This is a genomic window from Microbaculum marinisediminis, assembly GCF_025397915.1.
GTDB classification, from domain to species: Bacteria; Pseudomonadota; Alphaproteobacteria; order Rhizobiales; family Tepidamorphaceae; genus Microbaculum; species Microbaculum marinisediminis.
The window spans coordinates 124203-136587 of record NZ_JALIDZ010000008.1 but is presented as its reverse complement, the minus strand read 5'-3'; the positions used below and the strand labels follow the sequence as shown (position 1 = coordinate 136587).

The 12385-nt window shown below is 65.7% G+C and carries 12 protein-coding genes; 10 read left to right on the top strand and 2 right to left on the bottom strand.

Going from position 1 to position 12385, the window contains the following annotated elements; genetic code table 11:
• Positions 1–16: 16 nt before the first annotated feature.
• Entirely contained in the window at positions 17–658 is a 642-nt protein-coding gene (locus tag MUB46_RS17595) for a GntR family transcriptional regulator (protein ID WP_261617258.1), read from the bottom strand.
• 170 nt (positions 659–828) lie between these two features.
• On the opposite strand from MUB46_RS17595, the gene acnA reads away from it, so the two are divergent.
• Genes acnA through MUB46_RS17575 form a run of 4 tightly spaced genes read left to right on the top strand, consistent with a single transcriptional unit; the run spans position 829 to position 6047 of the window.
• Positions 829–3552, top strand: coding sequence for an aconitate hydratase AcnA (gene acnA / locus MUB46_RS17590; protein ID WP_261617257.1), 2724 nt, complete (start codon positions 829–831; stop codon positions 3550–3552).
• Entirely contained in the window at positions 3546–3965 is a 420-nt protein-coding gene (locus MUB46_RS17585; protein ID WP_261617256.1) for a nuclear transport factor 2 family protein, read from the top strand. Before acnA ends, MUB46_RS17585 begins: the two co-directional genes overlap by 7 nt.
• Positions 3962–5317: a dihydroorotase gene (locus MUB46_RS17580; RefSeq protein WP_261617255.1), complete on the top strand. Its 1356-nt coding sequence runs from the start codon at positions 3962–3964 to the stop codon at positions 5315–5317. The genes MUB46_RS17585 and MUB46_RS17580 overlap by 4 nt, the downstream gene beginning before the upstream one ends.
• Positions 5318–5330: 13 nt before the next feature.
• On the top strand, positions 5331–6047 hold the full coding sequence (locus MUB46_RS17575; protein ID WP_261617254.1) for an isochorismatase family protein: 717 nt from the start codon (positions 5331–5333) through the stop codon (positions 6045–6047).
• Between the two features lie 95 nt (positions 6048–6142).
• Here the strand turns inward: MUB46_RS17575 and MUB46_RS17570 are convergent, their stop codons facing one another.
• Positions 6143–6706 carry a tautomerase family protein gene (locus tag MUB46_RS17570; protein ID WP_261617253.1) on the bottom strand — a complete coding sequence of 188 codons (564 nt, stop codon included), beginning with the start codon at positions 6704–6706 and terminating at the stop codon, positions 6143–6145.
• Between the two features lie 138 nt (positions 6707–6844).
• On the opposite strand from MUB46_RS17570, the gene MUB46_RS17565 reads away from it, so the two are divergent.
• The 6 genes from MUB46_RS17565 to MUB46_RS17540 all read left to right on the top strand — a co-directional run bounded on the left by MUB46_RS17565 (position 6845) and on the right by MUB46_RS17540 (position 12382).
• Positions 6845–7711, top strand: a complete 867-nt coding sequence (locus MUB46_RS17565; RefSeq protein ID WP_261617252.1) for a GntR family transcriptional regulator — start codon at positions 6845–6847, stop codon at positions 7709–7711.
• A gap of 31 nt (positions 7712–7742) precedes the next feature.
• Entirely contained in the window at positions 7743–8978 is a 1236-nt protein-coding gene (locus MUB46_RS17560) for an ABC transporter substrate-binding protein (RefSeq protein ID WP_261617251.1), read from the top strand.
• Between the two features lie 126 nt (positions 8979–9104).
• A complete protein-coding gene (locus MUB46_RS17555) occupies positions 9105–9977 on the top strand; it encodes a branched-chain amino acid ABC transporter permease (RefSeq protein WP_261617250.1) in 873 nt (290 codons plus the stop codon).
• On the top strand, positions 9974–10945 hold the full coding sequence (locus MUB46_RS17550) for a branched-chain amino acid ABC transporter permease (protein WP_261617249.1): 972 nt from the start codon (positions 9974–9976) through the stop codon (positions 10943–10945). Before MUB46_RS17555 ends, MUB46_RS17550 begins: the two co-directional genes overlap by 4 nt.
• Positions 10942–11688: an ABC transporter ATP-binding protein gene (locus MUB46_RS17545; protein WP_261617248.1), complete on the top strand. Its 747-nt coding sequence runs from the start codon at positions 10942–10944 to the stop codon at positions 11686–11688. Before MUB46_RS17550 ends, MUB46_RS17545 begins: the two co-directional genes overlap by 4 nt.
• Positions 11681–12382 carry an ABC transporter ATP-binding protein gene (locus MUB46_RS17540; RefSeq protein WP_261617247.1) on the top strand — a complete coding sequence of 234 codons (702 nt, stop codon included), beginning with the start codon at positions 11681–11683 and terminating at the stop codon, positions 12380–12382. The genes MUB46_RS17545 and MUB46_RS17540 overlap by 8 nt, the downstream gene beginning before the upstream one ends.
• The last annotated feature ends 3 nt before the right edge of the window (positions 12383–12385 follow it).

Below are 12385 nucleotides of genomic sequence, written 5' to 3'. Positions count from 1 at the left end.
TGGTGCGCGGGCTTTTTCACGCCTGCTTGTCTTCATCGAGGAGCGTCTGCAGCGTCTCCGTGGCGCGGGCGATATGCGCCTGCATCAGCGATGCGGCCAGATCGGCGTCGCGCGCGCGCATGGCGCGGAGGATCTGCCAGTGCTCGGCATAGGCGTTCTCGCGACGGCCCGGTGTGCGTCCGGACTGCGAGCGGTAAAGGCGCAGCAGATAGTAGAGCTCGTCGCACAGCAGCGAGCGGATCCGCTCGTTGCCGCACCCCTCCGCAATTCTTACATGAATGTCGAGCGCGGGGTGCCGGTTCTTGTTCTTGGTGCCGGTGAACTCCTCGAACAAGGCCTCGAGCGCCTCGTCGGACATGTTCAGGGTCGCGAGGCGGACGGACATGGCCTCGACGGCCTCGCGGAGCTGGAACACCTGCACCATGTCCTCCACGGTGAGGGAAATGACGCGGGCCTTCAGGTACGGTTCCTTGACGATCAGGCCGGTGCCCTGCATCCGCTTGACGGCCTCGCGCACCGGCCCGCGGCTCACGCCCAGTTCCGCCGCGAGCCCGAGCTCGTTGACCGCACCGCCCGGCGGGATATCTCCCTCGAGGATCTTCGACAGCAGCGTCTCGAAGACCTCGTCAACAATGGTGCGCGCCGTGCGATCGAGCATCCGGACCTCGTCGTGTGTCAACAATTGAAGTTGGAAGTACCGCAATTCGCCGGATTTCTCAACGATCATGCGCGCAAACAGACGTGATAATGATCGAAGTGTTGACACTTTTTGGCGTGCCTCTACAATGAACGGCAATGATGACCCAATCGTCCAAACCGCGAAACGTCGTGAAGAGCCTGCCCGCGGATGGCCGGGACGATCTTCATTGCGTCGACCTCGATGGGCTGACATCGGCGCGAGCGACACCGTTGCCGCGATGCCTTCTGCCCGTTCTGGAAAACATCGTCGTCCAGTCGCTGAACGACGACGGAAATGCGGCTGAGCTTGCCGCCGTGGCCGGCTGGTCTCCGGGCGATGGCGAACTTGTCGTCACGCTGGCGCCCAATCGGGTGATGTTCCCGGACAGCAGTGGATTGCCGGCGCTTCTCGATCTGGCCGCGGCCAGGGACCATGCGGCGGAGCGGGGCCTCGACCCTGCGGCGATCGAACCGGTGATCCCGGTCCAACTCGTGATCGATCATTCACTGATTGTCGACAGTTACGGCCGGCGCGATGCGATCCGCATAAACGAGCGACGCGAATTCGAGCGCAATCGCGAGCGCTACGCGTTCTTCAAGTGGGCCGAGCAGGCATTCCGGAACCTCACGATCGTTCCGCCCGGCTCGGGGATCATCCATCAGGTCCATCTCGAAAAGCTCGCCGAACTGATCGTTGAAAGGGACAGCCCGGCCGGCAAGCTCGTACAGGCCGAATTCGTGATCGGCTGCGACTCGCACACGACGATGATCAACGCCATCGGCCTGCTGGCCTGGGGCGTGGGTGGCATCGACGGGGAAATGGCCGCGCTCGGGCAACCCTACTCGGTGCGGATACCGCGCATCGTGGGTGTCCGGCTGAAGAACAGGCTCGCGACCGGCGCCATGCCGACCGATCTCGTTCTCGCAATCACCAAGACGCTGCGCGAGCACGATGTCGTCGGGGCCTTCGTCGAATTTTTCGGGGAAGGGCTGGACCATCTGCCCGTGCCGGACCGCGCGACCATTGCCAACATGGCACCGGAATACGGCGCCACCGTCGGCTTCTTTCCGATCGACGCGCACACGCTCGCCTATCTCCGGCAGTCCGGGCGGCCGGGCGATCACGTGCGCCTGGTCGAGGCGCATGCGCGCGCGACCGGGATGTTCCGCGAGGCGGGCGCTCCGGATGCCGAGTACAGCGAAGTCGTCGAGATCGATCTTGCGGCTATTTCGCCCGCCGTGGCCGGGCCGCGGCGTCCACAGGACCTCGTGCCGCTCGCCGGGTTGAAGGACAGCTTCCGCAACAGCCTGACGGCGCCGCGCGCCGAGGGCGGTTTCGACGTGCCGGCGGACGAGGCGCAGAAGCGCGTCGCGTTGGACCTGCACGGAACCCGGCATGAGATCGGACACGGTGCTGTCACCGTGGCGGCGATCACGTCCTGCACCAACACGTCCAATCCGACCGTGATGATCGCGGCCGGCCTGTTGGCCAGGAACGCGGTCGCGCGGGGCTTGACGGTGCCGCCGTGGGTCAAGACCTCCCTGGCGCCCGGATCGCGGCTCGTCACCGACTACCTGTCCGAACTGGACCTGATGCCGGCCCTCGAGGATCTGGGCTTCCATCTGGTCGGCTACGGCTGCACCACGTGCTCGGGCAAGTCCGGCCCGATCGATCCCGCCATCATGGAAGCGGTCGCGGATGGCGGCCTCGTGGCGGCCTCGGTCCTGTCGGGCAACCGCAACTTCGAAGGGCGTATCCACAAGAGCTGTCGCGCCAACTACCTGGCCTCGCCGCCGCTTGTCGTGGCGTTCGCGCTGGCCGGACGGGTCGACATCGACTTCGATACCGAACCGCTGGGCCACGATCGCCACGGAGAGCCCGTCTTCCTGCACGACCTGTGGCCGGCGCCCGGCGAAATCGAGGACCGCGTTTCCAGAAGCCAGAACCCGGACCGGTTCCGGTCCAGCTATGCCAGCGTCTTCGAGGGCTCGCCGTTCTGGACCGAATTGCCGTCGGCCGGCGGCGTGCTGTTCCCGTGGGATCGGGAGTCCACCTATATCAAGCGGCCACCCTTCTTCGAACTGGAGGGCGACGGGATGCCGGACCGGATCCGTGATGGCAGGGTCCTCGTCATGGCCGGCGACTTCACGACCACCGACCATGTCACACCGAGCGGCGAAATCCTGGCCGACAGCCTCGCCGGCCGCTATCTGGTCGAGAGCGGCGTCGCGCCGAAGGACTTCAATGCGGTGACCCAGCGGCGCGGCAACCACGAATTCATGGCGCGCATCACCTTCGCCAACCAGCGCATGCGCAATCTGCTGGTCCCGGACAAGGAGGGCGGCGTGACGCGCCTGGAGCCGCAAGGTGACCCGATCACGATCTACGAGGCCGCCGAGACGATGAGGAACGATCGGCAGACGCCGATCGTGATCGCCGGGCGCAGCTACGGAATGGGCTCGAGCCGCGACTGGGCCGCCAAGGGACCGATGCTGCTCGGCGTGCGGGTCGTCCTGGCGGTTTCGTTCGAGCGAATTCACCGCTCCAACCTCATCAGCCTGGGCATCCTGCCGCTCTGCTTCAAAGCCGGCGAGACCGCCGATACGCTCGGCCTGAGCGGGTTCGAGACGTTCGAGTTTTCGGGCATCCGCAAGGCGCTCGAAGACGGCACGCCGGTGACCGTCACCGCCAATCGCAACGGTGAAGAAATCCGCTTCGAGGCCGTTGCCGACGTGGCGAGCGCGCACGAGCGCGACCTGCTGCTCGGGGGCGGGGTTTTTCGCAAGCTCATCGCCTCGATGCCCGACGCCCCGCATTCGGCCAGCATTTCAGATACGGCCAGCACTTCAGATTCGGAAAGACACGCATGCTGACTCCTGCTTCGAACGAAACCGCCTGTCGCACCGTTCTCGACTATCTGCGCGCGATGGAAGCCCGCGACCTCGATGTGGCGCAGGGCTTTCTCGCCGCCGGTGCCGTGCTCGTCTTTCCGGGTGGGCGGCGCCTGACGTCGGTACACGAGGTCGCCGCGGGGTCGGCGCGGCGCTATCGCCACGTCGCCAAGACCATCGATCGGTGCGAAGCCTGGCCCACGGCGGATGGCGTTTCCGTCCTCGTGACGGGAACGCTCTACGGCGAATGGGCGGATGGTAAGGCGTTCGATGGGATCCGGTTCATGGATCTGTTCGACCTGGCGGATGGCCGGATCACCGGCCAGTACGTCCTCAACGAAACGGCGGAATTTGCCATCAAGCGGAATTCCGGAGATCTCGGGAGCGTTTCATGACCTACGACCTGGTCCTGAAGGGCGGCGAGGTCGTCTTTCCCGGGCAAGGCGTCGAGCAGGCCACCCTGGCCGTGCGCGACGGGCGTATCGCGGCGGTTCTCGATGCGTCCGAAAGGCCCGCCGCCCGGCGCGTCCTGGACTGCCGGGGCAAGCATGTCTTTCCGGGCCTGATCGATCCGCACACCCATATCGGCTTCGGCGACAAGGAAAACGACTGGGATACCGAAACCCGGACGGCCGCCTTGGGCGGCGTGACCGGGTTGATGAGCTTCTGGCGCGGCAATGAGCTGCTGCAGTCGACCGGGACCTGGCGTGCGGAAGCCGACAAGCACGCGGCCGTGGATTTCGGGTTCCATTTCGGCATCACGTCCCACGCCCACGTGGCCGAGCTCAAGTCGGCAATGGCCACCCATGGGGTGCTGTCGATCAAGGTCTACCTCATGTACAAGGGGGCGACCGGGGCGGCCAAGGGCTTCACCGAAGTCGACGACGGGCTGCTCTATGCGGCATTGGCGACGGGCGCGAGTATTCCTGGTGCCGTGGTCGGCGTTCATTGCGAGAACACCGAGGTCATCCCCTTTTTCCGCGAGCCTCTGAAAAGCGCGGGGCGCGACGACCTGCGCGCCTGGGACGAACAGTCGCCGGGCTTCCTGGAAACGGAAAACGTGTTCCGCGTGGCCTATTTTGGCGAGAAGGCGGGCTGTCCGGTCAATATCGTGCACATGTCGAGCGCCGAGAGCCTCGACCTGGTGCGCCGGATGCGCCATCCGAACCGACCGCCGATTCATGTCGAGACTTGCATCCACTATCTGAGCCTGTCGCATGACGAGCCGATCGGCGCGATCGGCAAGGTCAATCCGCCCTTGCGGTCGCAGGCCGATATCGACGGCTTGTGGGAAGGCGTGCGCGACGGCGCGATCTCGACGATCGGGTCCGACCACGTGCCGCGCAAGAAATCGACCAAGGGCCCCAGTATCTGGGAGGCGACCGCGGGGTTTCCCGGCATCGCGCAGATCCTGCCCGTGATGATCGAAGAGGGGTACTTCAAGCGCGAGATCGCGTTGGAGACCCTGGCGGCCGCCACCAGCAGCAATGTCGCCGCGCTCTACCGCCTTCCCAGGAAGGGCCGTATCGCACCGGGATACGATGCCGATTTCGCCGTCGTCGATCTGGATGGCGTGACGCAGGTGCAGGCGTCCGATTACCCGTCCAACTCGGATTACTCACCCTACGAGGGAAAGCGGCTGCGCGGCCGGGTCGAGGCCACCGTCCTTCGCGGAACGGTTCTGGTCGACAACGGCCAGTGGGTCGACGAGCAGGCCCCGTCCGGCCGCTATCTCCACAGGCGATAAGAAAGGTAACGCAATGACTGAACGCGTCTGGGATAAGTTCCTCACCGACAAGGACAAGCGGGTCTACCAACTGGCCGGCTATGGAAAACGCGGCGGCTTCGGAACCCGTCCTGCGCTCTTCATCATCGACGTGCAGTACAATTTCTGCGGCGATGCCCCGGGCGAAGACGTCGAGGACGGACTCAAGACGTACCGGACCCACTGCGGCGAGGCCGGGTGGAAGGCCGTGCCGCATATCGAGAGGCTGCTGAAGCTCGCACGGGCGAAGAACTTGCCGGTCTTCTACACCCAGTCGGAGCGTCGCCCGGACATGATCGACAGTGGTGTCCAGGTCGGCAAGAACCACCGGGGCGGCGAGAAAACGGGCATCGAGGGAACCCACGCCACCCAGACCGTGGCGCCGATCGCCCCCGAGCCGCAGGACATCCTGATCGGGAAGCGCAAGCCGTCGGCCTTTTTCGGCACGCTGTTCATGAGCCACCTGAATTTTCTCGACGTCGACACGCTCATCCTGACCGGCTGCACGACGTCCGGCTGCCTGCGTGCGACGACCGTGGACGCCTATTCCTACAACTTCAAGGTCGTCATCCCGGAGGAGACCGCCTTCGACCGGTTCGAGGCGAGCCACGCCATCAACCTGTTCGACCTGAACTGCAAATATGCCGACGTCATTCCGGTCGACGAGGTCGCCGACTATCTCCAGACGGTCGACGGGCGCGAGGCGGCATAGGATTGCCCGGAACGGCCCGTCCATCCCTGGATGGACGGGCCGTTCCAGCGTAGGGAATGGCGCGACCCCGCGGCAACCGCAGAGCGCCGCGCCGACTATTCTCGCCGACCGGATTCGGCCAGATCGTTCCATACCTTCTGGTCGGCGAGCAGGCCGTCGCGGATTGCGAACCGGTCGATGAAACGGATGCCGCTGAAGGCGGCGCCGTCCAGCCATTCGCCCGACAACGTGCCGAAACAATAGACGACCGGGCCGTCGGCGTCGGCGGTGACGTCGAAGCGGTCATAGGTCTTCCGCACGAAGCGGTAGCGTTCCCGCGCCCATTCGACCAGCTGCTCGAGCCGGCCGAATTCGGCGCCGCCGGGAAAGGACATGCGGAAATCGTCGGCCAGGAAGCCCCTGGCGCCGTCCAGGTCGCGCGCTTCCATCGCCGCGAGAAAGGCACGGACGAGGTCGACGGGATCGGCCAGCGGCTTGCCGGGCTGCCGCTGCTGCCGGCCGCGCATGTAGCTTTCGGCCTTCACCTCATGGATCGCAACCGTCACGCCGTCGAGAGGCGCCGCGATGACGGTGCGAACCGCATCCGTCAGGCGCTCGCCCAGACGCGTCCTGGTCTCGGCGTCGTATCCCTCGATCAACGTCAGTTCGACTACCGGCATTCCCGTGCCCTCCGTTTCTTGTGCGTACCCTCTTGCGCTCTCGCGCGATGAGCTAATAGTATATCTATATACCATTAAGAAAACGGGTGGCGACGCATCACCCGTCGGGAGAGCGGAAAGTCGGGAGAGCGGAAAACGGTGACAACGGCGTCTGTCTCGGGGCAAGCGAAAGCACCGCGCAAACGGCTTAGAGCCTCCAGCGCCGTCGATCCCGAGTCGCGCGTTCCGCTCTATCACCAGATCTACGTCGTCCTGCGGAATCTCATCTATTCGGGCCAGCTTGGCGCCGGCGAACTCGTCCCCGGCGAACAGGAACTGGCCGAGAGCTTCGGCGTCTCGCGCATCACGGCGAAGCGGGCGCTGAACGAGATGGCCGCCGCCGGTCTCGTCGTACGCGAGCGGGGCCGCGGCACGCGGGTCGTGCACCGTCCGCCGGCGCCGCCGGTGACGGCCTCCTTCGAAGGATGGCTGGAAAACATCTCGCTGATGGGCATCGCGACCGAGGCGCGCGTCCTGGAATTCGATTACGTCGCGGCCAACGAGGACGTGGCCGGAGCGCTCAAGATCGCGACCGGCGACCTCGTGCAGCGGTCCGTGCGGGTACGCAGCGTCGACGACGAGACGATGTCGTATCTCGTCACCTGGCTTCCCGAAGACATCGGCCGCGGCTTCGAACGCGAGGATCTCAGCCGCTACGCCCTGCTCACGCTGCTGGAGCGGGCCGGCATCCGCGTGGCATCGGCCCGGCAGACGGTCAGCGCCACGGTGGCCGATCCGGCCGTGGCCGCGGCGCTCGGTATAGATCCAGGGGCGCCGCTACTCGAGGTTCGCCGCCTGGTGCTCGACGCCAGCGACCGGCCCGTCGAGTACATCCGGGTTCTGTACCGACCCGACCGGTATCGTTTCGAGATGAACCTGGAGCGGGTTCATCGCGCCGAAGGCATGCGGTGGACGGCGCAGCCGACCGCCGCGCCGGAGGTCGTGATCAACAACAAGCAAGCGTAACGCACTAAACCAGAAGGGAGTGGACAAAACGATGGCTGACAAACGCAAGACCAGCGGACTGAGCAAACGCGATTTCATGGCGGCCGCCGGCGCGACGGCGATGGTGGCCGGCGTGGGCGGATTCCCGGCGGTGCTCCGCGCGCAGCCGGCGAATGTGAAGATCGGACTGATCCATCCGGTGAGCGGCTTCATCGCCTTCTCGGGCACCCAGTGCCGCGAGGGCGCCCTGATGGCGATCGAGGACATCAATGCCGCCGGCGGCATCAAGTCGATGGGCGGCGCCAAGCTGGAAGCCGTGCTGGCCGACAGCCAGGGCAAGCCGGATATCGGCGCGGCCGAGGTGGCGAAGATGGCCGAAGCAGGGATTGACGGCATCGTCGCCGGCTATTCCTCGGCGATTTCGCTGGCGACCAGCCAGGAAGCGGCGAAAAGCAACACGCCGCATGTCGTCGACGTCGGCGTGTCCGACGAGATCATCAAGCGCGGGCTGCCCAATACCTTCCGGTTCAGCCCGGGCTATGGCGTGATCGCCAAGTTCGCGGTCGACAACCTCGACAAGATCAACAAGGCTGCCGGCTCGCCCGCCAAGACCGCGATGATCATCCACGAGGAGTCGCTGTTCGGAACGGGTTCCGCCGGCCTCCTGCAGAAGGAACTGCCGGGTATCGGCATCGAGGTCATCGAGGTGATCAAGCACGCCAATCCGACGCGTGACTTCACCAACATCGCCCTGCAGATCAAGGCGAAGAATCCGGACCTGGTTATCCCGGCAAACTATTACAACGAGTACGTTCTTCTCGCCCGCACGATGCGCCAGCAGAAGGTGCAGCCGAAGGGCATCTACTCGGTGCTGGGCGGCGCGGCATCCAGCTACAAGTTCGTCAACGAGTTCCCGGAAGCGGCCCAGTACATCATGGACTGCAATCACTGGTTCAACCCGAAGTCGGACATCGCGCTTCAGCGCAAGGCGGCCGCGGAGGCCAAGGGGCTCATCTACACCTACGAGGTGTTCCTGGCCTACAACGCCGTCGCGTTCCTGGCCGACGCCATCGACCGGGCCGGCTCGACCGACAAGGACGCTGTGATCGCCGCGCTCGGCAACTCGACCTGGGACAAGCACGGCATGCCCTACGGCCCGACCAAGATCGTCGGCGGTCAGAACGAGGGCGGACAGCCGGTCAACACGCAGGTGCTCGACGGCGACATCCAGGTGATCTTCCCGGAGGAGTTCGCCTCGGCCGCCCCGGTCTTCCCGATGCCGGCGTAAGGCGACGGGCCATCACACAGATCGGCTGGCGGGCACGGTTGCCCGCCAGTCGTCTCCGCCCCCGGTCTTTTCCGGCACCGGTCTATTCCGCCGCTGTCCTCGATGCCGCTGTTCTCGATGTAGCCAATGAGCGAGTTCTCGATCCTTCTGCCGTCGCTGCTGAACGGCATTACCACCGGCGCCCTCTACGCGCTGGTGGCACTCGGGCTCACGCTGATCTACGGCGTGCTGCACATCATCAATTTCGCGCATGGCAGCCTGTTGATGGTGGCGTTGTACGGCGTCTATTTCCTGGCCGTCGGCTTCGGGGTGGGGCCGTATCAGGCATTGATCGTCATGCCGGCCGCGATGTTCGCGATCGGCTACCTGCTGCAACGCTACGTCATCGGCAAGGCGAGCCACGAGCGCGACGAGAACATCCTGCTGGTGACGCTCGGCCTGTCGATCGTGATCGAGAACCTGGCGCTCTACTGGTTCCGTTCCGACACCCGTATCGTCGACACGCCCTGGTCTTTTGAAACCGTCGAGTTCCTCGGCGCTTTCCTGCCCCTGCCGAAGGTCATCGCGTTCTTCGGCGCGCTGCTAACGGCGGCCGCGCTCTGGGGTCTGATGACGCGCACGGATCTCGGCAAGGCGATCCGCGCGGTGGCGAAGGAGCGCAAGGGCGCGCGCCTCGTCGGCATCGACGTCGACCATGTCTTCGCCATGAGCTTCGGCATCGGCATCGCCTGCCTCGGCATCGCCGCCTGTCTGCTGATGCCCAGCTACTACGTCACGCCGCAGGTCGGCCACGGGTTCGTGCTGATCGCCTTCACCATCGTCGTGCTCGGCGGCATGGGCTCGTTCGTCGGCGCGCTGATCGGCGGGCTCATCATCGGCGTGGTGGAATCGCTCGGCGGCCTGTTCCTCGGCGAAAGCCTCGGCCAGATCGGCATCTTCGCCATCTTCATCCTGATCCTCCTGTTTCGCCCGACCGGGCTGCTCGGGCACAAGGTATGAGCGGAATGAGAAATCTGGCCGCCCTCGTTGTCGTCTTCGCCGGCCTCGGCGCGGCGCCGTACTTCATCGGCTCCGACGTCTGGCTCAACAGCCTGATCATGGTGCTGTACGCCGCGCTGCTCGGCCAGGCCTGGAACATTCTCGGCGGCTATGGCGGCCAGTTCTCGTTCGGCCACGCCGCGTTCTTCGGAACTGGCGCCTATACGGTGGCGGTGCTGCAGGTGCAGCTCGGTGTGAACCCGTGGATCGGGCTCGTCGCGGGAACGATCCTGGCCGGGCTGGTCGCGGCCTTCGTCGGCGCGGTCAGTTTCCGCTACGGCCTGCGCGGCTCCTATTTCGCGCTCGTCACGCTCGCGTTCGCCGAGGTGCTGCGCATCCTGTCCAACACCGTGCCGTTCACCGGTGCGGGCGTCGGCATCCTGATACCGCTCGACCCCGGGGTCGCCAGCCTGCAGTTCACCGAGAAGAGCGGCTACTACTGGATGATCTGGGCGATGACTCTGGCCGCGTTCCTGGCGACGTGGTGGCTCGGCAATTCGCGCTTCGGGGCGCGGCTGATGGCGGTGCGCGACAACGAGGACGCGGCGCGCGCGCTCGGTGTTGGGGCGCTGCGCGTCAAGCTTGGCGGCATCGTCCTGTCGGGTTGCTTCTCCGGTCTCGCCGGCGTGTTCTACGCCCAGTACTTCCTTTATCTCGATCCAAGCATCGCCTATGGCCCCGCCATCTCGGTCGAGTCGCTGCTGGTGCCGATCGTCGGCGGGCTGGGAACGCTGTTCGGGCCCCTGCTCGGCGCCGTCTTCCTGCACGCGCTGTCGGAGATCACCCGCGACTTCGTCGGCGACGCGCCGGGTATCTCGCTCGTCATCTATGGCGCGCTGCTGGTCTTCATCGTGATGTTCCTGCCGCGCGGCCTTGCCGGTCTCGGTCGCGTCTCCGTCCGCAAGCTCCTGCGTGCGAGGGCCGCATGATCCTGTCGGTCCAAGGTGTGTCGAAATCCTTCGGCGGACTTCAGGCGGTGCGGGACGCGAGCCTGGATGTCGAAGAGGGCCGGATCGTGTCGCTGATCGGGCCGAACGGGGCCGGCAAGACGACGCTGTTCGCGCTGATCACGGGCTTCCACAAACCCGATGCGGGCGTCGTCCTGTTCAACGGCGCCGACATCACCGGCGAGGCACCGGAACGGATCGCCACGCTCGGCATGGTGCGCACCTTCCAGATCGTACAGCCCTTCGCCGGACAGACCGTGCGCGACAATATCGCCGTCGGCGCGCATCTGCACCGCGCCTCGCGACGGGAGGCGCTGGCGAAGGCCGAAGACGTCGCGCGACAGGTCGGACTCGCCGACCGGCTCGACCAGGACGCCGCGTCGCTGACGGTGGCCGGGCGCAAACGGCTCGAGGTCGCCAAGGCGCTGGCGACCGATCCGAAACTGATCCTGCTCGACGAGGTGATGGCCGGCCTCAATCCGACCGAGGTGCGCGATGTCATCCCGATCATCACGCGGATTCGCGACAATGGCGTTACCATCGTGCTGATCGAGCACGTTATGCAGGCGGTGATGAGCCTCTCGGAGCACTCGTGGGTGCTCAATCAGGGCGAGATCATCGCCAATGGGCCGCCAGCCGAGATAGCCAGGGACCCGGCGGTCATCGAAGCCTATCTCGGGCACGGCATGGCTGCCCGGATCGCCGAGGGGACGGGCCATGCTTGAGGTTGCGGGGCTGCGTGCCGGCTATGGCGAGACCGAGATCCTGCGCGGCATCGACCTGGCGATCGCGGACTCCGAAATCGTCGCCCTTTTGGGATCGAACGGCGCCGGCAAGACCACCTTCAATGCCGTCCTGTCCGGCCTCATTCGCCCGTCGGCCGGGCGGATCCGCTTCGACGGCGCCGACATCGCCGGGTCCGATCCGGCGACGATCGTCAAGGCCGGCCTTGTCCAGGTCCCGGAAGGGCGCCATGTCTTTCCCAACCTGTCGGTCAAGGAAAACCTCGAACTCGGCGGCTACCGCCGCGGGCGCGAACGGCGCAGCCACAATATCGAGCGCGTGCTGACGATCTTCCCGCGCCTGCGGGAGCGCATGGCGCAGAAGGCGGGCACGCTATCGGGTGGCGAGCAGCAGATGCTCGCCATCGGACGCGGCATGATGTCGGAGCCCAAACTGCTCGTTCTCGACGAGCCGTCGCTCGGCCTGTCTCCGATGCTGGTGGAAGAGATGTTCGCGCTGATCGGCAAACTGAACGAGGAAGGCCTGACGATCCTGCTGGTCGAGCAGAACGTGCGCCAGTCGCTGGACATCGCGACGCGGGCCTTCGTCATGGAGAACGGCGCGATCGGCCTGTCCGGCCCGGCCGACGACCTGATGCGCGATCCGCAGCTGCAGCGCTCGTATCTGGGAATCTGAACC